Origin of the sequence: Nocardia sp. FBN12, assembly GCF_050320175.1 — a bacterium.
Classification (GTDB): domain Bacteria; phylum Actinomycetota; class Actinomycetes; order Mycobacteriales; family Mycobacteriaceae; genus Nocardia.
The window spans coordinates 1180855-1199173 of sequence record NZ_CP190048.1 but is presented as its reverse complement, the minus strand read 5'-3'; the positions used below and the strand labels follow the sequence as shown (position 1 = coordinate 1199173).

General features: G+C 68.1%; 21 protein-coding genes and 1 pseudogene. 8 read left to right on the top strand and 14 right to left on the bottom strand.

Features of this window, described 5'->3' with window-relative positions:
• Positions 1-19: 19 nt before the first annotated feature.
• On the top strand, positions 20-778 hold the full coding sequence (locus ACQHI0_RS06010; protein WP_427906925.1) for a DUF4184 family protein: 759 nt from the start codon (positions 20-22) through the stop codon (positions 776-778).
• Positions 779-786: 8 nt separating this feature from the next.
• Here ACQHI0_RS06010 and ACQHI0_RS06005 read toward each other — a convergent pair whose 3' ends face one another.
• The 11 genes from ACQHI0_RS06005 to ACQHI0_RS05955 all read right to left on the bottom strand — a co-directional run bounded on the left by ACQHI0_RS06005 (position 787) and on the right by ACQHI0_RS05955 (position 9991).
• The gene (locus ACQHI0_RS06005; RefSeq protein WP_427906924.1) at positions 787-1008 is read right to left on the bottom strand and encodes a hypothetical protein; all 222 of its coding nucleotides are present in this window, start codon (positions 1006-1008) and stop codon (positions 787-789) included.
• A 61-nt stretch (positions 1009-1069) separates the two neighbouring features.
• Complete coding sequence (locus ACQHI0_RS06000) at positions 1070-1573, bottom strand: arginine repressor (protein WP_427906923.1); 504 nt, start codon at positions 1571-1573, stop codon at positions 1070-1072.
• Between the two features lie 34 nt (positions 1574-1607).
• Positions 1608-2540: an ornithine carbamoyltransferase gene (argF, locus tag ACQHI0_RS05995; RefSeq protein WP_427906922.1), complete on the bottom strand. Its 933-nt coding sequence runs from the start codon at positions 2538-2540 to the stop codon at positions 1608-1610.
• Positions 2537-3739, bottom strand: coding sequence for an acetylornithine transaminase (locus ACQHI0_RS05990; protein WP_427906921.1), 1203 nt, complete (start codon positions 3737-3739; stop codon positions 2537-2539). Before ACQHI0_RS05990 ends, argF begins: the two co-directional genes overlap by 4 nt.
• On the bottom strand, positions 3736-4644 hold the full coding sequence (gene argB, locus ACQHI0_RS05985; protein ID WP_427906920.1) for an acetylglutamate kinase: 909 nt from the start codon (positions 4642-4644) through the stop codon (positions 3736-3738). The genes ACQHI0_RS05990 and argB overlap by 4 nt, the downstream gene beginning before the upstream one ends.
• Positions 4641-5867: a bifunctional glutamate N-acetyltransferase/amino-acid acetyltransferase ArgJ gene (argJ, locus tag ACQHI0_RS05980; RefSeq protein ID WP_427906919.1), complete on the bottom strand. Its 1227-nt coding sequence runs from the start codon at positions 5865-5867 to the stop codon at positions 4641-4643. Before argJ ends, argB begins: the two co-directional genes overlap by 4 nt.
• Positions 5864-6922, bottom strand: a complete 1059-nt coding sequence (gene argC / locus ACQHI0_RS05975) for an N-acetyl-gamma-glutamyl-phosphate reductase (protein WP_427906918.1) — start codon at positions 6920-6922, stop codon at positions 5864-5866. Before argC ends, argJ begins: the two co-directional genes overlap by 4 nt.
• Before the next feature lie 27 nt (positions 6923-6949).
• On the bottom strand, positions 6950-8173 hold the full coding sequence (locus ACQHI0_RS05970; RefSeq protein WP_427906917.1) for a cation:proton antiporter: 1224 nt from the start codon (positions 8171-8173) through the stop codon (positions 6950-6952).
• Positions 8174-8228: 55 nt separating this feature from the next.
• Positions 8229-8780, bottom strand: a complete 552-nt coding sequence (locus ACQHI0_RS05965; protein WP_427906916.1) for a hypothetical protein — start codon at positions 8778-8780, stop codon at positions 8229-8231.
• The gene (locus ACQHI0_RS05960; protein WP_427906915.1) at positions 8777-9346 is read right to left on the bottom strand and encodes a TetR/AcrR family transcriptional regulator; all 570 of its coding nucleotides are present in this window, start codon (positions 9344-9346) and stop codon (positions 8777-8779) included. The genes ACQHI0_RS05965 and ACQHI0_RS05960 overlap by 4 nt, the downstream gene beginning before the upstream one ends.
• Before the next feature lie 153 nt (positions 9347-9499).
• Positions 9500-9991: a pyridoxamine 5'-phosphate oxidase family protein gene (locus ACQHI0_RS05955; protein ID WP_427906914.1), complete on the bottom strand. Its 492-nt coding sequence runs from the start codon at positions 9989-9991 to the stop codon at positions 9500-9502.
• A 63-nt stretch (positions 9992-10054) separates the two neighbouring features.
• Here ACQHI0_RS05955 and ACQHI0_RS05950 point away from each other — a divergent pair, with 63 nt between their 5' ends.
• Entirely contained in the window at positions 10055-11035 is a 981-nt protein-coding gene (locus tag ACQHI0_RS05950; RefSeq protein WP_427906913.1) for a helix-turn-helix transcriptional regulator, read from the top strand.
• 43 nt (positions 11036-11078) lie between these two features.
• On the opposite strand, the gene ACQHI0_RS05945 is transcribed toward ACQHI0_RS05950, so the two are convergent.
• Positions 11079-11234 carry a hypothetical protein gene (locus ACQHI0_RS05945; RefSeq protein ID WP_427906912.1) on the bottom strand — a complete coding sequence of 52 codons (156 nt, stop codon included), beginning with the start codon at positions 11232-11234 and terminating at the stop codon, positions 11079-11081.
• Between ACQHI0_RS05945 and ACQHI0_RS05940 the strand changes: the two are divergent.
• A pseudogene (locus tag ACQHI0_RS05940) lies at positions 11228-11386 on the top strand (hypothetical protein); the annotation flags it as partial. The gene ACQHI0_RS05945 and the pseudogene ACQHI0_RS05940 overlap by 7 nt on opposite strands.
• A gap of 122 nt (positions 11387-11508) precedes the next feature.
• Positions 11509-11937, top strand: coding sequence for a hypothetical protein (locus tag ACQHI0_RS05935; protein WP_427909397.1), 429 nt, complete (start codon positions 11509-11511; stop codon positions 11935-11937).
• A 41-nt stretch (positions 11938-11978) separates the two neighbouring features.
• On the opposite strand, the gene ACQHI0_RS05930 is transcribed toward ACQHI0_RS05935, so the two are convergent.
• Positions 11979-13076: an FAD-dependent monooxygenase gene (locus ACQHI0_RS05930; protein WP_427906911.1), complete on the bottom strand. Its 1098-nt coding sequence runs from the start codon at positions 13074-13076 to the stop codon at positions 11979-11981.
• A gap of 78 nt (positions 13077-13154) precedes the next feature.
• Between ACQHI0_RS05930 and ACQHI0_RS05925 the strand changes: the two genes are divergently transcribed.
• From ACQHI0_RS05925 to ACQHI0_RS05910, 4 genes are all read left to right on the top strand, one after another.
• A complete protein-coding gene (locus ACQHI0_RS05925; RefSeq protein WP_427906910.1) occupies positions 13155-13703 on the top strand; it encodes a TetR/AcrR family transcriptional regulator in 549 nt (182 codons plus the stop codon).
• A gap of 107 nt (positions 13704-13810) precedes the next feature.
• Positions 13811-15226, top strand: coding sequence for a serine hydrolase domain-containing protein (locus tag ACQHI0_RS05920; RefSeq protein ID WP_427906909.1), 1416 nt, complete (start codon positions 13811-13813; stop codon positions 15224-15226).
• On the top strand, positions 15223-16206 hold the full coding sequence (locus ACQHI0_RS05915) for a sensor histidine kinase (protein ID WP_427906908.1): 984 nt from the start codon (positions 15223-15225) through the stop codon (positions 16204-16206). Before ACQHI0_RS05920 ends, ACQHI0_RS05915 begins: the two co-directional genes overlap by 4 nt.
• Complete coding sequence (locus tag ACQHI0_RS05910; RefSeq protein ID WP_427906907.1) at positions 16203-16871, top strand: response regulator; 669 nt, start codon at positions 16203-16205, stop codon at positions 16869-16871. Before ACQHI0_RS05915 ends, ACQHI0_RS05910 begins: the two co-directional genes overlap by 4 nt.
• An 8-nt stretch (positions 16872-16879) precedes the next feature.
• Here ACQHI0_RS05910 and ACQHI0_RS05905 read toward each other — a convergent pair whose 3' ends face one another.
• Positions 16880-18319 carry a GntP family permease gene (locus ACQHI0_RS05905; protein WP_427906906.1) on the bottom strand — a complete coding sequence of 480 codons (1440 nt, stop codon included), beginning with the start codon at positions 18317-18319 and terminating at the stop codon, positions 16880-16882.

The following is an 18319-nucleotide window of genomic DNA, read 5'->3' as shown; positions in this document are numbered from 1 at the left end:
AGCCGATTACGGTGAAACGGTGCCGATCACGTTCGCCCATCCGATTGCGGTTCTGCCCTTCGCTCGATACCTCCCCCTTGCCGCCCTCGTCGCGGGATCCATCGCCCCCGATGTCGTCTACTACCTGCCTGGCCCCCTCTCCGGCACGACAACCCACTCGGTCGTCGGCGTCCTGTGCTGGGACCTGCTGATCGGCCTCGGGCTGCTTCTCGCCTTCCGGCTTTCGGTCGGCCCGGCCTCGACTCTTCTCCGCCTCGCGCCTGCCGCCACCGCCGATTCCGGATCGGCCCGGTTCCAGGTGGTTGCGACGGTCGCCGCCATCGTGCTCGGTGCGACAACACACGTGATCTGGGATTCCTTCACTCAGACATCAGGTTTCGCGGTCCAGCACTGGGATCTGTTGCGGACTTCGGCCATCGAGCCGCACAAGACCTACAACGTCCTCGGCTATGTCTCCTCTCTCGCCGGCACAGCGACCCTCGCCTACCTGCTGGTGCGCCGCACCCGCCGCCCCGTCTGCGCTCCCACCTGGTCGCACCGGGCCGTCGTCGCCGTCCTGCTCGCCGCGCCCGTCATCGGTGCGGCACTCGCCGTCGACGACCCGATCACCCGGGTCAGCACCTACGACCTGATCCGGCACACGATCGTCGGTGCGGCCCAGGCGACGGTCGCCGCCTGGACGACCTACGCCGTGCTCTGGCATGTCGGCGCCGGTCGAACACGTTCAGCTCGGGCAGCGAACGCTGCGAGAGGTAAGAGCGACGAGGAAGCACGGTAGCGCTCACGTCATCCACGGACGCGTCCGATCCCCGCTGCGAAATCATCGAGGGCCGTGAGAATTCCGTCGGCCTGCCAGACTCGGTTCCTGGCGCGCTGCGACACCTCACGCAGCACGCCGGACTGGACGAGCCGATCGATCGCCCGCTGCGCCGCGACCCCACTGGTGCCGAAAGTTCCGGCAACGTAAGCGCTGTTCACGACCGGCTGCGCGATGAGACTGTCGATCATCTTCCAGACAACGGAATCGGCGCGAGCGGTGGTCTGTTCGCGGTAGTTAAGTAACAGGTGGTCAGGCCAGGTCTTCGATTTTCGCGGCCAGTTCGGCGCCGGTGAGGGGTTCTCGGGCGATGACGGCGATGGTGTCGTCGCCGGCGATGGTGCCGACGATGAAGGGCAGGGCGGCGCGGTCGAGGGCGCTGGCCAGGAAGTGGGCGGCGCCGGGTGGGGTGCGCAGGACGGCGAGGTTGCCGCTGGCGTCGGTGGAGACGAGCAGGTCGCCGAGGAGTTTGGACAGGCGGGCGGTGCCGCCGGTGACGCCGCGGACGGGGTTGCCGTCCTCGGGGACGATGTAGACGCCCGCGCCGCCGTCGGCCGCGCGCAGTTTCACCGCGCCGAGTTCGTCGAGGTCACGTGACAGGGTGGCCTGGGTGGTCTCGATGCCCTCGGCCGAGAGCAGCGCGGCGAGTTCGGTCTGGCTGCGGACCGAATGCGAGGTCAACAGGTCGATGATGCGCGACTGGCGGCCGGCGCGGGTGCGGGCGATCGCGGGCGAACCCTTCTCCGGTGCGCTCATCGCCCGACCCCGGCGCCGGCCTCGGTTCGCGGTCTCACGCGGCGGCTTTCGCGAGCAGCCACACCAGCAGCGCCTTCTGCGCGTGCAGCCGGTTCTCGGCTTCGTCCCACACCACGCTGTGCCCACCGTCGAGGATCTCGTCGGTGATCTCCTCGCCGCGGTGGGCCGGAAGGCAATGCAGCACAATCGCGGCCGGATCGGCGTAGGCGAGCAGCTCGGAGTTGAGCTGGAACGGGCGGAAGGGGCCGACCCGGTCGAGACCGTCGTTCTCCTGGCCCATGGAGGTCCAGGTGTCGGTGACGAGCACGTCCGCGCCGGTCGCGCCGACCACCGGGTCACCGGTAACCGACACTGTCGCACCGGTTTCCGCGGCACGCTTGGCGGCGGCGTCCAAGATCCACGGCAGCGGTTCGAAGCCCGCGGGTGCGGCCACGGTCACGTTCATGCCGGCAGTCACGCCACCGAGCAGCAGCGAGTGCGCCATGTTGTTGGCACCGTCACCGAAGTACGTGAGGTTCAGTCCCGCGAGGGAACCCTTGCGCTCGCTGATCGTCTGCAGATCGGCGAGCACCTGGCACGGATGGAACTCGTTGGACAGCGCGTTCACCACGGGAACCGTTGCGGTGACAGCCATTTCGTCGAGACGGGACTGCTCGAAGGTCCGCCAGACGATGGCGTCGACATAGCGCGAGAGCACGCTGCCGGTGTCGCCGAGGGTCTCCTCACGACCCAGTTGGGTGTCGCGACCGTCGACGACCACCGCGTGCCCGCCGAGCTGCGCGATACCCAGCTCGAAGGAGAAACGGGTGCGGGTGGAGTTCTTCTCGAAGATCACCCCGACCCCGCGCGGGCCGTCGAGCGGCCGGTGCAGGAAGGGGTTCTTCTTCACTTCGGCGGCGATGGCCAGGATTTCGGCCTGTTCGGCCTGGGTCACATCGTCGTCACGCAAGAAATGACGCAGGGTCACTTGGTCGCTCCCTTAGCATCGGCGGCGGCCTTGTCGAGGATCTCGGGCAGGTCGGCGACGAAATTGTCGGCCTGGGTCTCGGTGAGTACCAGGGGTGGCGCCAACCGGATCACGTTGGGCTTGGCGGGGTTGAGCAGGTAGCCGGCCTCGCGCGCGCGTTCGTCGACATAGGCGGAGATGTCGTTCTTCAGCACGATGCCGATGAGCAGACCCGCACCACGCACGTGGTCGATCTCCGGATGCTCGAGCAACGCGATGCCGTCGCTGAGCTTCTTGCCCACCCACTCCACGTGGGTCAGCAGGTTATCGGAGTCGATCGTGCGCAGCACGGCCAAAGCCGCTGCCGCGCAGACGGGATTGCCGCCGAAGGTGGTGCCGTGCAGACCCGGCGTGAGCAGTTCGGCGGCGCGGCCCTGGGCCAGCACCGCGCCGATCGGCAGGCCACCACCGAGCCCCTTGGCCAGGGTGATCGCGTCGGGCACGATGCCCGCCGCCTGGTGCGCGAAAAATGTTCCGGTGCGCCCGATTCCGGTCTGGACCTCATCGAGGATCAGCAGCGCCCCAGCCCTCGATGTGATCTCCCGCGCCTTGGCGAGGTAGTCGAACGGCGGGACGACCACACCGCTCTCTCCCATCATCGGTTCGAGGAACACCGCGGCGGTGTCGGAGTCGACCACCGCTTCGAGCGCGGCGGCGTCACCGTAGGGCACGTGCACGACACCGGGCGGCATCGGCTCGAACGGCGTGCGCTTGGCAGCCTGGCCGGTCAGCGCGAGCGCGCCCATCGTCCGGCCGTGGAAAGCCTCCTCGGCGGCAACGATTTTCGACCGGCCGGTCAGCCGTGCGATCTTGAACGCCGCTTCGTTGGCCTCGGTGCCGGAGTTGCAGAAGAACGCCTTGCCCTCACCGTCGCCAAAATGAGCGAGCAGCTTCTCGGCCAGCTCGATCACGGGCTCGCTGGCGTACAGGTTCGACACGTGGCCGAGCGTGCCAAGCTGCTGGGTGACCGCTTCCAGGATGGCGGGGTGGGCGTGGCCGAGGCTGTTGACCGCGATACCGCCGAGGAAGTCGATATAGCGCTTGCCGTCGGCGTCGTAGAGCACCGCACCGGCGCCGCGCACCAGCGCGACCTTCGGGGTGCCGTAGTTGTCCATCATCGCGGCCGACCACCGCTGCTGCAGCTTCTCTACTTCGCTCATGATTGCGTTCCATCCGACGACCCGGCGGGGGTCACCATGGTTCCGATTCCTTCTCCGGTGAACAGCTCCAGTAGTACCGAATGCGGGACGCGCCCGTCGATCACGTGGGCACTGGGGACCCCGCCGAGCACGGCGCGCAGACACGCTTCCATCTTCGGCACCATGCCCGCATCCAGGCGCGGCAGCAACTTCGCCAACGCGTCGGCGTCGATCCGGCTGGTCAGCGAGGAGCGGTCGGGCCAGTCGGTGTAGAGGCCCTCGACGTCGGTGAGCACGACGAGTTTCTCCGCGCCGATGCCCTCGGCGAGTGCGGCGGCGGCGGTGTCGGCGTTGATGTTGTGCACCACGCCGTCGGCGTCGGGGGCGATGGTGGAGACCACCGGGATGCGGCCCGCGTCGATCAGGTCGAGCACGGCGCCGGGGTTGACCTCGGTGACGTCGCCGACCAGGCCGATATCGGTGGCGACACCCTCGACCGCCACGGTGCGCCGGGTGGCGGTGAAGAGATGCGCGTCCTCGCCGGAGATGCCGACCGCGTACGGGCCGTGCGCGTTGATCAGCCCGACGAGCTCACGGCCCACCTGACCGAACAGCACCATCCGCACCACATCCATCACCTCGGGGGTGGTGACGCGGAAGCCGCCGCGGAATTCGCCTGCCATACCGAGCCTTTTCAGCATGGCGTTGATCTGCGGGCCACCGCCGTGCACGACCACGGGGTGCACACCCACGGTGCGCAGGAACGCCATGTCGGCGGCGAAGGCCGACTTGAGTTCGTCGTCGATCATGGCGTTGCCGCCGTACTTCACGACGACGATCTTGTCGCGGAACTTCTGCAGCCACGGCAGCGCGTCGGCGAGCACGTGCGCTTTGTCCAGCGCCGACAGGCTGTGCACGACGCTCATGAGCTGTACGCCGAGTTCTCTTCGACGTAGGCGTGCGAGAGGTCGGTGGTGCGCACCATCGCGGTACCGTCACCGACGTTGAGCTCGATCAGCACCTCGATGTCCGCGCCGGACAGGTCGACATCGCGGGCGCCGGGCGCGCCGACACTGTCGACGCAGACCGGATTTCCGTTGAACGACACCGCGATCCGGTTCGGGTCGAGGGTCACCGGCGCGATGCCGACGGCGGCGAGCACGCGACCCCAGTTCGGATCGGAACCGAACAGCGCGGTCTTGACCAGACTGTCGCGGGCGACCGCGCGGGCGGCGGTCAGCGCCTCATCCTCGGAGACCGCGCCCGCGACGGTGACCTGGACCCGTTTGGTGACGCCCTCGGCATCAGCCATCAACTGCGCGGCCAGGTCGTCGCACACGGTGAACACCGCGGCGTCGAGATCCTCCTGCGAGGGTGCGACGCCGCTGGCACCGTTGGCCAGGAGCAGCACGGTGTCGTTGGTCGAGCACGAACCGTCGACATCGAGCCGGTCGAAGGTGTATTTCGTGGCCTTGCGCAGCGCGGAGTCGAGCTGATCGGGCGTGGCGACGACGTCGGTGGTGAGCACGACGAGCATGGTGGCCAGCGACGGCGCGAGCATGCCCGCGCCCTTGGCCATGCCGCCGACGTTCCACTTGTCCTCGCTGTGGAACGCCGACTCCTTCGGGACGGTGTCGGTGGTCATGATGGCGTGGGCGGCGTCGGAGCCACCCGACATGCCGCCGCCCATCTCGTGCACGATCTCGGTGATCCCCGGGATCAGCTTGTCCATCGGCAGGCGGTCACCGATGAGACCGGTGGAGCAGACCGCGATCTCGCCGGCGCCGGTCTCGGTGCCCCAATTGCTCAGTGCCGCGGCGAGTTCCTCGGCGGTCTTGTGGGTGTCCTGGAAGCCACCGTGGCCGGTGCAGGCGTTGGCGCCGCCGGAGTTCAGGATCACCGCGCGCAGATGACCGGTCTTCAGCACCTGCTGCGACCACAGCACCGGCGCGGCCTTGACCTGGTTGCTGGTGAAGACACCGGCCGCCGAGTATTCGGGGCCCTCGTTGAGCACCAGGGCGAGGTCGGGCTTGCCGCTGGCCTTGATGCCGGCCGCGATGCCCGCCGCGCGGAAACCCAGCGGCGCGGTGACGCCCTGGGTGTGGATCAGTTTGCCGTGGTCCGGGGTCTGCGGATCAGGGGTCGTCACGGTGCCACTCCTACGGTGGAAAGTCCTGCGGTCTCGTCGAATCCGACGGCCAGATTCATCGATTGCACCGCGGCGCCCGCGGTGCCCTTGGTCAAGTTGTCGATCGCGCCGATCACCACCAGCAGACCCGCGTCGGCATCGACAGCGACCTGCAGCGTGATGGCGTTGGAGCCGAGCACCGAACCAGTCTGCGGCAGTACACCTTCGGGCAATAGGTGCACGAACGGTTCATCGGCATACGCCTTTTCGTAGACCGCGCGTGCCTGCGCGGCGTCGACCTTCACCGGGGCGGTGCAGGTGGCGAGGATGCCACGCGGCATCGGGGCGAGCACCGGCGTGAACGACACCGAGACATCGACGCCGCCCGCGGCTTTCAGGTTCTGCGCGATCTCGGGGGTGTGCCGGTGCGCGCCCGCGATGCTGTAGGCCCGGACACTGCCCATCACCTCGGAACCGAGCAGACCGACATCGAGCTTGCGGCCCGCGCCCGAAGTACCGGTCACCGCAACGACATTCACCGTCGGCTCGATGATCCCGGCGGCGATCGCCGGGGCCAGCGCCACGCTCGACACGGTCGGGTAGCAGCCGGGCACGGCGATCCGCCGGGCACCGGTCAGCTTCGCCCGCGCACCGGGCAATTCGGGCAGGCCGTAGGGCCAGCTGCCCGCGTGGGAACTGCCGTAGTACTTCTCCCAGGCGGCGGCGTCGGTGAGCCGGTAGTCGGCGCCGCAATCGATGATGATCGTCTCGTCGGGCAGGGCGGCCGCGATCGCGCCGGACTGACCGTGCGGGAGGCCGAGGAACACGATGTCGTGACCAGCCAGGATGTCGGGGGTGGTCTCCTCGAGGATCCGGTCTGCCAGGGGCAGCAGATGCGGCTGCAACGCGCCGAGGGCGGTACCCGCGTTGGAACCGGCGGTCAGCGCCCCGATCTCGAGGCGCCCCGCTCGGTATTCGGGATGCCCGAGCAGTAGACGCAACACTTCGCCACCGGCGTATCCACTCGCACCGGCAACCGCCACCCGCAACACGGGTCCTCCCGACGTATCGACCATGTGATGATTATGCACGACTATGCAAGCTCATTCATGAGCGGGTGTGACCGACTTCGCCTCCGACGCCCCGATCAGACGCGCGACCAGCGGAAACACCAGGACGGTCGTCGCGCCCGCCGCCACCAGGATCGAGGCGACATCGGCGGTCAGCAGGCCGGTCTGGGTGGCCACCTGCGTCACCGCGACGATGATCGGCAGGCCCGTCGCGGCATAGAGCGCCAATTCGACGCGCTCGCGTTCGGTCGGCAGATTGTCCCCGCGCGGCACGAAACGCTCGCTCAACCAGACCGGCAATCCGCGCGCGACGGCGATGGTGACCACGAACCACAACCACAGCGCCGGATTGCGCCCGACCGCCGCCACGTCGATTCCCATCCCCGACACCACGAAGAACACCGGGATCAGCAACCCGTACCCGATGGCCTCGAGCGACGAGTCCACATCCGGGTGTCCCGCCGCGATGAGCCGCCGCAGGATCATGCCCGCGGCGAACGCGCCGAGCACCACATCCAGATCGAAGACCTCGGCGAGCACCATCAGCACCAGAAGCAGCAGCACCGCTCCGCGCACCGGCAATTGCGAGGTACCGCCACCCAGCCTCGCCAGCCCGGCGCCCAGATCAGGCATGCGATCGAACATCCGCACCGGCACGAACCCCACGACCACGGCCGCCACCACGAACATCAAGACGATCACCACCGCGCTGCCCGCGTCACGACTGGTGAGCAGCACCGACATCGCCACAATCGGCCCCAGCTCGCCCACCGCGCCGTGCGTCATCACCGCCCGGCCCAGTGGTGAGTCGACGATCCCCGCCTGCTTCAGGATCGGCAGCAGGGTGCCGAGCGCGGTGGAGGTCAACGCGATGGCGACCGCGACGCGTGTGCCGTTGGACGTCTCCGTCGCCACCATGACGATCACGAAAGCGAACAGCAGGCACACGATCCACACCACCCACGCCGTCCGCCCCGATCGGCCGCGCAGCAATCGCGGATCGAGCTCGTAGCCCGCCAGCAGGAACAGCATCCCCAGTCCCAGCTCGCTGACCAGGTCGACCCCTCCCGCGCTGCTCGCCCACCCGAGCACATGCGGCCCGACCACCGCCCCGGCCACCAGCAGGATCACCACATCCGGCAGATACCCGCGCACCAGCCGCGACAGCAGCGGCGCGACCACCGCGATGAGGGCGATCCAGAACAGCGAGACGATCGGCGACGCATCGCCGGCACCCTCGGAAGCGAGCAGATCCATGCAGGTCATCGTGGCACAGCGGCACACCTGATCCCCGAAACGCGCGGGCGAGCTGTCACGTCGGCGGCAGCGGCACGCGGTCGTCGACGGTGCCCGGTTCCGGCAGGAGATGGGCAAGGAGAAGTTTGATCAGCAGGACGGGTCCGAACCAGAGCAAGAACGTCGGAACCGCGAGCACGGCGGTGGTGATCGCGGTCCCGAAGACGGTGGCAGCGAAGGCGATCGGAGTGCGGAGGTGATTCGGCGCCGAGGTCACCACCACGGCAGCCGCGACGACGAGCCCATAGATCGCGGCCGCCGTCCACCCACCGAACCCGGGCACCACCAGTGCCAGCAGGAACGGCTGGACGTGGACCGCCACGAACGTGAGGTGATGGCGGGCATGGCGGCCGGGCCGATGGAACCAGCGTTTCGCCGATGCGGTCGCGTTCACGACCGCGCCACCGAACAGGTCGAAGCCGACCAGTGCGACCACGACGATCATCAATACGGACGAGCCCCTGGCGAGCAGACCGGCGGTCACCGCGCCGATGACCGCCGCCGAATAGCACAGGGCGGCTTCGCTTCTCGTCGCGTTCGGGGCGATCAGACGGTCGGTGATCGTCATCGCCGGATGCCTTCCACGCACACGGCCACGATGGGTTCGGCCAGGTCGGCGAGCCGGACCTGATCGTCGGCGAGCCACTGCACCAGGCAGCCTTCGATCGCCCCCACGATCACCGCCGCGTGCCCCGGTCCGATTCCCGCCCGTAGCTGCCCGTCGGTGCCCGCCTCACGCAGCAGGTCGGCGATCGCCGCGCGGTACTCCGCGTACACGGCGCCCATATCTATCGGAGTGCGGGCGGCCCACACATCGAGCAGCACGCGCGCGTGGTCGGGCTGCGCCGCCAGCATCGCGACCGTCGCCCGGATCAGCTCGGCCAGTCGATCCAGCGCCGAACCGGTCGCGGGAAGCGCGAGCTGTTCCCGCGCGCGAGCACGGTACTGGTCGAACGCCGCGGTCAGCAGCTCCTCCCTGCTGCTGACCGCAAGGTAAACACTGCCTTTCGCGACACCGGCCTCGGCCGCGACATCCTCGATACGGGATGCGGCGAAACCTTTCCGCGCGAAGACCCGAACGGCGGCATCCAGGATTTCGGTCCGCCGGGCACTGACATCTATTCTTTTCGGCACGGTCCGATTATGACTGACCGGACAGTCATTATCAAGGACACGGCGCCGCGGATGCGGCTGTCGAACAGCTCTATCGGAGGCCTTCCGGAGCGAGGCCGAGGGTTGGCGACCGAGAGAGAAATCCGTACCTGATGGCCTGGTCGACCAGGTGACTCACTCCTTGCGGACGACAGTTTCGCCGGCGCCGGGTTTCCAAACAGTGATGTCGAGGCGGTCGTCGTTCGTTTCGACGGTGGAGGCGCCGGTGAGATCGGCGACGTAGAAGTGGTCGAATTTCTGGCCGCGGATATCGAAACCGCTGTCGTCGAACAGCTTTTGGGCGAAGCGGGCATGGACGGCTTCGTCCTGCAGGTCGGTGACGGTGCCGAAGAGTTTGGCGTCGCCCTCGGAGACCATGGTGTCGACGGTGGCGGTGTGCAGGCAGAAGCGCGGGTCGCGGGCGAGGTCGTCGAATTTTCGGGTGTTCGGCATGCCGGCCAGGACGAGCATGCCGTCGAAGATCATCGGTTCGATCGGGCTGATGCGTGGTGATCCATCAGCGCGCAGGGTGCCGAGCATGCACAGGTTGCCGGTGGCCTGGTGCCTGCGCTGGAACAAGGCCGCGATGCTCGGTGCTTCTTCGGTGAACTGGCTCCACGTGGTCATATCTCGTACGGTACGACGCAACCTTGCCATCTTGTGTCAGGTTTTGCGGCTAGTCTCGAGGATATGCGAGCGAGCAGGCTGGTGCAGCTGCTGCTCCTGTTGCAAGCGGGCGGCGGCGCGACCGCGAGCCAGCTGGCGCGGGAGCTGGAGGTGTCGGTGCGCACGGTGTACCGCGACGTCGAAGCGCTGTCGGAGGCGGGCGTTCCGGTGTACAGCGAACCGGGGCGCGGCGGGGGCGTGCGGTTGATCGACGGCTATCGAACCCGCCTCACCGGCCTCACCTCCGACGAAGCCGACGCCGTGCTGCTCGCGGGCCTCCCCGGTGCCGCCGCCGACCTGGGGCTCGGCACGGTCCTGGCCACCGCCCAGCTGAAGATGCTCGCCGCCCTGCCGCCCGAATTACGCGGCCGCGCAACCCGAATCGCCGAACGCGTGCACATCGACATGCCCGGCTGGTTCCAGCGCCCCGACGAAACCCCCACCCTCGCAACGGTTGCCGACGCCCTCTGGCACGACCGCTGCCTCGCGATCACCTACCGCCGCCGCGATCGCGCGGTAGAACGCACCCTCGACCCACTGGGCCTGGTGATGAAAGCAGGCACCTGGTATCTGATCGCCCGCGACCACTCCGACATCCGCTCCTACCGAGCCGGCCGCATCACCACAGCCGAACCCACCGGCGAATCCTTCACCCGCCCTACTGATTTCGACCTCGCCGACCACTGGAAATCCGCAGCCGAGGGATTCGCACGATCCATGCTGCGAGTCAGCGCCCACTGCCGGATCTCCACCGCCCACCTGAGTCTGCTGCGCCTGATGAACGACCCGGCCGCGGTGCGCGAGGCCCTCTCATCCACGGGAACACCCGACGCCGACGGCTGGACCGACATCACCATCCCCGCCGAGTCCTACGAAGTCCTGGCGCACGCCCTCCTCCCCCTGGGCGAACACGTCGAAGTCCTCACCCCACCCGAACTCCGCGCGACCATGACCGCCACAGCCGCAGCCATGCTCGCGCGCTACCACCGATCGACGGACGACTAGCCGTCACCGCTGTCACATCGACGCGAAACCCCCGTGCTGTGCCTCATGGATGAGCCGGCCGACTGAACTCGACGCAGTCCGGGCACTCGTCGACGATCGGGTGGGTGCAGCGCAGCACGTGGGCGAGGAAGTCGATGGTTCGGGTGAGATCGTCGACGCGAGCTTGTAGCTCGGCTTGTTTGTCCGCGAAGGGTGCCACGGTATTCGGCACATCTGCGTCGACGTCTACGACCAGGCGGTGCTCGAGCTCCCCGGATCCTGAGGCTCGCCGTGACGCCACCCGAGGACGTCATCGACATCCGTGAGTCGTTGCAGCGCAGTGGGATCGACGCGAGCACGATCGACTTCGCGCTACCCACGCACCTGCACTGGGACCACATCGCCGGCCTCCTCGATCTCCCCGGCTTGCCTCTGCGGCTGCACCCGCCCGAGCACAGCTGGGCGATGGAAGGACGGGGGCACCGGTCGACGGCGTGCGACGCGCTGTTCGTGAACGACCGCTCGATTTCTACGACCTCGACGGTCCGCCCGTTCTCGCCTTCGACCGCAGCCATGACCTGTTCGGCGACGGCGCGGTGGTCCTCGTCGACCTGTCCGGTCACACCCCGGGCAGCGTCGGCTTGCTCTTACGGACCGACCGGGGCCCGGTCCTGCTCGCGGGCGACGCGATCTGGCACAACCTCCAGGTCGAGGAATTGCGGCAGAAGTCGGGCTACCCGGGCATGCTGGCCGACAACGACCGCACCGAGACCTGGCGAACCGTCCACCGCCTGCACGCGGTCCGCGGCGCTGTCCGCGTCATTCCCAGTCACGACCATCGGGCGGCGTGCGCGTGGAAGGAGGACCCGCACGCGCCCCGGTCGAGGGAGGTCAGACCCCGCTCGCAGCACCGCGACAGCTGATCGCCGGGCTTCGCGGCCGTGCAGGAACGCCGGACCTCGTCTCAACAGGTCCCGTCGAGGATCTCCGCCATGGAACGGAGCTGGATCGAGGTGGGGGTAAGGCGCAATGCCGTGTTGCGGAGAGCAACCAGCGGCCGGGCGGACAATTGGGCGACGGTGCCGATCCGGGCGGAACGTTCGGTGATCATCTGGGTGCGAGGGCGGCGCTCTCGGTCGTATCGGGCGAGTCCGCCGGGTTCGGCTGCCAGCCGGCCGAGGACTACGGCGTCTTCTAGTGCTTGGCAGCCACCCTGGCCGAGGTTCGGTGTCATCGCGTGGGCGGCGTCGCCGAGCAGGGCGATGCGGCCCGCGGTGAAGGTGGGCAGGGCGGGTAGGTCGTAGATATCGTTGTGCAGCACCGCGTTCGGGTCCGTGGCGGCGAGAAGGTCGGGGATCGGCTGATGCCAGTTCCCGAAGAGATCGCGGACTTCGGCGAATTCGCCGTCGGTGTTCTCCGGGGCGTCGTAGACGGCGAAGCAGTAGACGCGACCATCGACGAGCGGGGCGATGCCGAAACGGGCACCGCGACCCCAGGTTTCGCCGAAGTCGGTGAGCTGCTTTTCGCTGTCGACCACCATGCGCCAGGCGGTATAGCCGGCGTAGCGCGGTGCGACTTCGCCGCAGACCGCACGTCGGACGACACTGCGAATTCCGTCGGCTCCGACAATGAGATCGGCGGTGGAAGTACCCGCGTCGTGCACCACCGCCCCGTCGACGGTCACCTCGCGCACCGCCACACCGGTGCGGATAACACCCTCGGGAAGCGCCGCGCGCAGGATGTCCAACAGCCGCGCACGGTGGATCACGACCGGAGCGCCGAACCGCTCACGGAGCGTCGTCACGTCCGTGCGGGAGATCCAGCGCCCGCGGTCGTCCCGAATTCCGGCCGATATCTCGGCCATGCCCTGCCCACGGACCGCGTCGCCGACGCCGAGGGCATCCAGTGCGCGTAAGGCATTGGACCACAGGGAGATCCCCGAACCGACCTCGGTGACCTCCGGAACGCGCTCGAGCACCTGAACCGACCAGCCCCGTCCGACCAGCGCGAGCGCCGCGGCCATTCCGCCGATTCCGCCACCGACGACGATTGCTGTAGACATCGCACACTCCCTCGTTTCCGGTACCACCTGAGCCTACTACGACTGTAGTGTCTAGCACTACGGGCGTAGTATCGGAACGTGCCTACCAAACGCGAACAGGTCCTCGACGCCGCTATCGAGGTGCTGGGCACCGGCGGGTCGCGTGCGCTGACTCACCGCGCGGTCGACCGGTCCGCCGATCTGCCGCCGGGTTCGACGTCGAACTATTTCCGTACTCGCGAGGCGCTGCTCTGCGGTGTCGCCGAACGGCTCGAACACCGCGATCGCGCCGATTGGGAGACACTGAACCGCGCACTCGGCCCCGCTACCGTCGAGCACCTCATCGATGGCCTCGCCCTGTTCCTCACCCATGCGACAACGACCGACCGCATCCGCACGCAGGCACGCCTGGCCCTGTTCGGCGAGTCGCAGACGATGCCCGCGCTCTCCGAGTCACTGCGTCGCGGGCACCAGCGGCTGCGGGCGTGGGCAGCCGAGATGGCCGCTGCTGTCGGTATGGCCGCGACCGATACCGGCATCCTGGTCGACTATCTCGACGGCGCGGTCGTACACCGGCTGACCGGCGCGGAAGACGGCAAGGACCCCCGCGAAGCGCTCGCCCGGCTGACGCGCGCGCTCCTCGAGTGATCGACGCCGACCGGTCGATCTCGCCCGGCATTTCCCGACTTTCGTCTAGGCGGATGGTCGCCGTTCGTCGGATTCGATCCCGGCGCATCGTTTCTAACGTTTCGGCTATGCATCGTGTACTGATCACGGCCGTCCTGCTGCTCGGACTGGTCGTTGCATCGAGCGCCGCGGCCGCGCCCGCACCGCCCGAGTTCTCTCCTGCTGCGATCGACGCCTATCTGGCGGAGGCGATGGATTCGACCGGGCTGCCGGGAGTCTCCGTGGTGGTCACCCATGGCGACACCGTCGTGCACGCCACCGGCGCCGGTCGGGATTCGCGCGGGGAGCCGATCACCGCGGACTCGCCGATGCGGATCGCTTCGCTGAGCAAGTCGATCACCGCGACCGCGGTGATGATGCTGGTCGACGACGGGCGGCTCGCGCTGGACGCGCCGGTGGTCGAGCAGTTGCCCGAGTTCCGGATGGCCGACGCGCGGGCGGAGCGGATCACCGTGCGGCACCTGCTGAATCAGACCTCGGGACTGTCGGATCGGACGGTGGACATCGGCGCCGCCGACGCGGCGGGGTCACTGACCGATTACGTCGCGACCTTGCGCACCGGCGAACTGGGGGCCGAGCCGGGCAGCCGGTGGGCCTACTGCAATGTCAACTACGACATCGCGGCACGACTGGTGGAAGTGGCGAGCGGTCGCAGCTTCGGCGGCTTTCTGCGCGAGCGCGTCTTCGGCCCGCTCGGCATGACCGCCAGCGGCACCGACGCCGACCTCCCCGCACCGCCTGACGGATTCAATTCACTGTTCGGGCAGTGGATTTCACGGCCGGATCTCGTCGGATTCGAAGGTGGCGGAGCGGGCTCGGTCATCACGACGGCAGCGGATATGGGCCGCTGGCTGATCAGCAACACCGGCAACGGCCCGCGACTCGTCACCGCGCAGAGCCTGACCACGATGCACACGCCGGTTCTGCACCGGTACGGAATGGGTTGGGGCACAGAGGAAGAAGGCGATCTTCTCGTCCATTCCGGAAACCTCTTCACCTACAACGCCGCGCAGGCGATCGACCCGGACACCGGATACGGCTTCGCGGTGATGACCAACAGCGCCGGACTCGCCGAGGACACCTACCCGATCATGCTCGGCCTGGCCGCGATGAGCCGTGGCGAGACGCCCGCAGTGCCCGGGCACACCCGACTGTGGACCGAGTTCGCGCTCGCGGCGACCGCGGTGGCCGCGCTCGGGCTCGGTGTACTCGGCGCGGTCCGGGCGCGACGGTGGGCGCGCGCCAGGCTGGCGACATCGATCTGGTCGACCGGTGCACGGCTATTGCCCGCACTGGCTCCGGTCCTGCTGTTCGCCGGTTTCCCCGTGGTCATCTCGATCATCATGAGCGGGCGAACGGTCACCTGGGCGCAACTGAGCTACTACGCGCCGCTTCCGATCGCGGCAGGCGTCGCCGCGGTGGCCGGGCTGGTCACCGCGGTGGCTCGGCTGTATCAGCTGCGATCGGTAAGGTCGGGCGAATGAGGAACGGGGTCGCGTTGGTGCTGCTCGCGGCAGCAGCGCAGATCAACGGACTGTTCCTCGATGATCTTCCGATGTGGCGACAGGCGCTGTATCCGGCGCTCGGCGTGCTCGCGTATCTGCACGGACGACGGCTGCCGTTCCCGCGCGAATGGACGGTGCTCGCCGCGCTGGCGGTGCCGGCAGTCGTGTCGACGCTGGTCGATTTCTCGATCGGCAGTGGTGTGCTCGGGTCGTTCGTTCTCGCGTGTGAGCTGCCGTGGTCGGCGGGCCGGTTCCGGCGCCAGCAGGCCGAACTGCTGGCGGCGAGCGCCGAGCGCGTGACCCATCTCGAACACGAGCAGCGGCTGATCGCCGAGCGGGCCGAACTGCGCGAACGCACCCGGATCGCCGCGGACATCCATGACAGCCTCGGCCATGATCTGGCACTGATCGCACTGCGGGCCGGTGCGCTCGAACTGGCGGGCGATCTGTCCGAGCAGAACCGGCAAGCGGCCGCCGAGCTCCGTGCCGCCGCGGCGACGGCCACCGATCGGCTCCGGAGCACGATCGGGGTGCTGCGGCAGGCAGGCCCGATCGACCCGCACATCGAGCACGTGACCACTGTTGTCGACAGTGCCCGCAGCGCCGGAATGGTCGTCACCACACACGGTTTCGATGGACCGCCGATGCCTGCGCACATCGAGCGGACCATGTCCTACATCGTGCGCGAGTCGTTGACGAATGCCGCGCGCCATGCCCCCGGCGCCGCAGTCGCGATCCGCGTGGAGCGCACACCGACGCTGGTCGTCGTGACGATCGACAACCCACGGATCGACACGCCGAGCGCGGCAACAGACTCTGCGCTGGGAACCGGCAACGGCCTCACGGGCCTTCGTGACCGAGTTCGCCTGTTGGACGGCACCCTGCACGCGAACGCCGAGAACGGCCGTTTCGTCGTCCGCGCCCAGATCCCACTCGACCGAAACGAGAGAAGCCGATGACGATCCGGGTGCTGCTCGCCGATGACGAACCGTTGATCCGCGCCGGAGTCAAGGCCATCCTGGCGACCGACCCGGAGATCGACGTGATCGCCGAGGCAGGCGACGGGCGCGAGGCCGTCGAGCTGGCCCGCCACCACCGTCCCGATATCGCGCTGCTCGACATCCGGATGCCACGATCGGACGGACTGGGCGCCGCCGCAGAACTACGTACCACCCTGCCCGCGACGAAGGTGGTCCTGCTGACCACCTTCGACGAGGACGACTACGTCGACGCCGCCATGACGCACGGCGTCGACGGTTTCCTGCTCAAGGCCGCCGACCCTCGCGAACTTCTCCTCGGCATCCGGGCCGTGGCGGGCGGCGCGGCCTACCTGTCCCCGCGCATCGCGCAGAAGGTCATCGCCCGCTCCGGTCACGCCGCGCCCACCGTCGCCGCGGCGCGTCGTCGCGTCGAGACGCTGACCGACCGTGAACGAGACGTGCTCGCTCTGCTCGGGCGTGGGCTGTCGAACGCCGACATCGGCCGCGCGCTGTTCCTCGCCGAGGCGACGGTGAAATTCCACGTGAGCGCGATCCTGCGGCGGCTCCAGGTGGACAACCGGGTGCAGGCCGCGATCCTGGCATACGAAGCCGGACTGTCCCGTGGGGACAGCCCGGCGCGGTAAGACCGTCGTCAGACGATCGAGAACAGCAAGGCCGCGACCGCGAAACTCACCACCGACAGGATGGTTTCGAGCACCGTCCAGGTTTGCAGCGTCTGCTTCACCGTCATGTTGAAGTACTTCGCGATGATCCAGAAACCGCCGTCGTTGACGTGGCTGAGAATGATCGAGCCCGCCGCGATCGCCATGGCGATCAACGCGATCGACATCTGCGAGTAGCCCTGCTCGGCGACCAACGGGGCGACGATGCCGCCGGTGGTGACGATGGCGACCGTCGCCGAACCCTGCGCGATGCGCAGTCCGCAGCTGATCAGGTACGCCAGCACGATGATCGGCAGACCCGCCGCCGACATCGTGTCGGCCAGTGCCGAGCCGATGCCGGTGGCCGAGATGACCTTGCCGAAGAAGGCGCCCGCGCCGACCACCAGCAGCACCATGCCGACCGGCTTGAGCGATTCGGCGGTGATGGTGCTCAGTTCCTGCACGGTCGAACCGCGCCGGATCCCGAGCAGATAGAACGCGACGAGCACGGTGATGAGCAACGCGACCGCGGGGGTGCCGAAGAAGGTGAGCACCTGCAGCAGCGCCGAATCCTTGTCGAGGAGTTGGTAACCGAAGGTGGCGCCGAGGATCAGCACCAGCGGAATCGCGATGATCGCCCCGATCAAGGCCACCGAGGGCGGCGACTTGGTGAGCACGGCGGTCGCACCGGAGCCGTCGGGATCGCCGGAATCGTCGGAGGGTTCCGGTTCCAGCGGCACGAACTCCTCGGGCACCGAAACCATCACGCGCTTACCGATATAGCTGCCCCAGACGATGCCCGCGGCGATGAAACCCGGTATGCCGCAGACGAATCCCATCACGATCAACCAACCGAGGCTCACCCCGAGCAGGCCACCGAGCGCGACGGGACCGGGGTGCGGCGGCAGGAACGCGTGCGTCATCGACAGACCGGCCAGCATCGGCATCGCATAGAGCACCAGCGAACGCCCACCGCGCTTGGCGGCGACATAGATCAGCGGCGCGAGCACGAAGATGCCGATGTCGAAGAACACCGGGATGCCGAAGATGAGACCGAGCAGGCCCATCGCGACGGGAGCGCCCTTCTCGCCGAACATCTTCAGCAACTTGTCGGTGAGAACGTCGGCGCCACCGGATCTTTCGAGGATGGCGCCGAGTACGGTGCCCAAGCCGATGATCACCGCGATATGGCCGAGGATGCCACCGAATCCTGTTTCCAGTAGTGACTCACCGGCTTTCAGCGGTGTGCCCACGATCTGGGCGATCGGCAGCCCGGCGGCCAGCGCCAAGAGAAGCCCGGTCAGCAGCAGCGCGACGAACGGCTCCAGTTTGACCTTGATAATGGCGATGAGTAGTACAGCGATCGCGAGACCGCACAGCACCAGCAACCCGGGGGTGGTGGTGCGCAACCAGTCGATGGTGGCGCCCAT

Bases quoted from the DNA above. Each gene is read 5' to 3' on its own strand.
- ACQHI0_RS06005 (WP_427906924.1), bottom strand. From the start codon at position 1,008: ATGATCGACAGTCTCATCGCGCAGCCGGTCGTGAACAGCGCTTACGTT.
- ACQHI0_RS06000 (WP_427906923.1), bottom strand. From the start codon at position 1,573: ATGAGCGCACCGGAGAAGGGTTCGCCCGCGATCGCCCGCACCCGCGCC.
- ACQHI0_RS05990 (WP_427906921.1), bottom strand. From the start codon at position 3,739: ATGAGCGAAGTAGAGAAGCTGCAGCAGCGGTGGTCGGCCGCGATGATG.
- argB (WP_427906920.1), bottom strand. From the start codon at position 4,644: ATGAGCGTCGTGCACAGCCTGTCGGCGCTGGACAAAGCGCACGTGCTC.
- argC (WP_427906918.1), bottom strand. From the start codon at position 6,922: ATGGTCGATACGTCGGGAGGACCCGTGTTGCGGGTGGCGGTTGCCGGT.
- ACQHI0_RS05970 (WP_427906917.1), bottom strand. From the start codon at position 8,173: ATGGATCTGCTCGCTTCCGAGGGTGCCGGCGATGCGTCGCCGATCGTC.
- ACQHI0_RS05965 (WP_427906916.1), bottom strand. From the start codon at position 8,780: ATGACGATCACCGACCGTCTGATCGCCCCGAACGCGACGAGAAGCGAA.
- ACQHI0_RS05955 (WP_427906914.1), bottom strand. From the start codon at position 9,991: ATGACCACGTGGAGCCAGTTCACCGAAGAAGCACCGAGCATCGCGGCC.
- ACQHI0_RS05950 (WP_427906913.1), top strand. From the start codon at position 10,055: ATGCGAGCGAGCAGGCTGGTGCAGCTGCTGCTCCTGTTGCAAGCGGGC.
- ACQHI0_RS05930 (WP_427906911.1), bottom strand. From the start codon at position 13,076: ATGTCTACAGCAATCGTCGTCGGTGGCGGAATCGGCGGAATGGCCGCG.
- ACQHI0_RS05920 (WP_427906909.1), top strand. From the start codon at position 13,811: ATGCATCGTGTACTGATCACGGCCGTCCTGCTGCTCGGACTGGTCGTT.
- ACQHI0_RS05915 (WP_427906908.1), top strand. From the start codon at position 15,223: ATGAGGAACGGGGTCGCGTTGGTGCTGCTCGCGGCAGCAGCGCAGATC.
- ACQHI0_RS05910 (WP_427906907.1), top strand. From the start codon at position 16,203: ATGACGATCCGGGTGCTGCTCGCCGATGACGAACCGTTGATCCGCGCC.
- ACQHI0_RS05905 (WP_427906906.1), bottom strand. From the start codon at position 18,319: ATGGGCGCCACCATCGACTGGTTGCGCACCACCACCCCCGGGTTGCTG.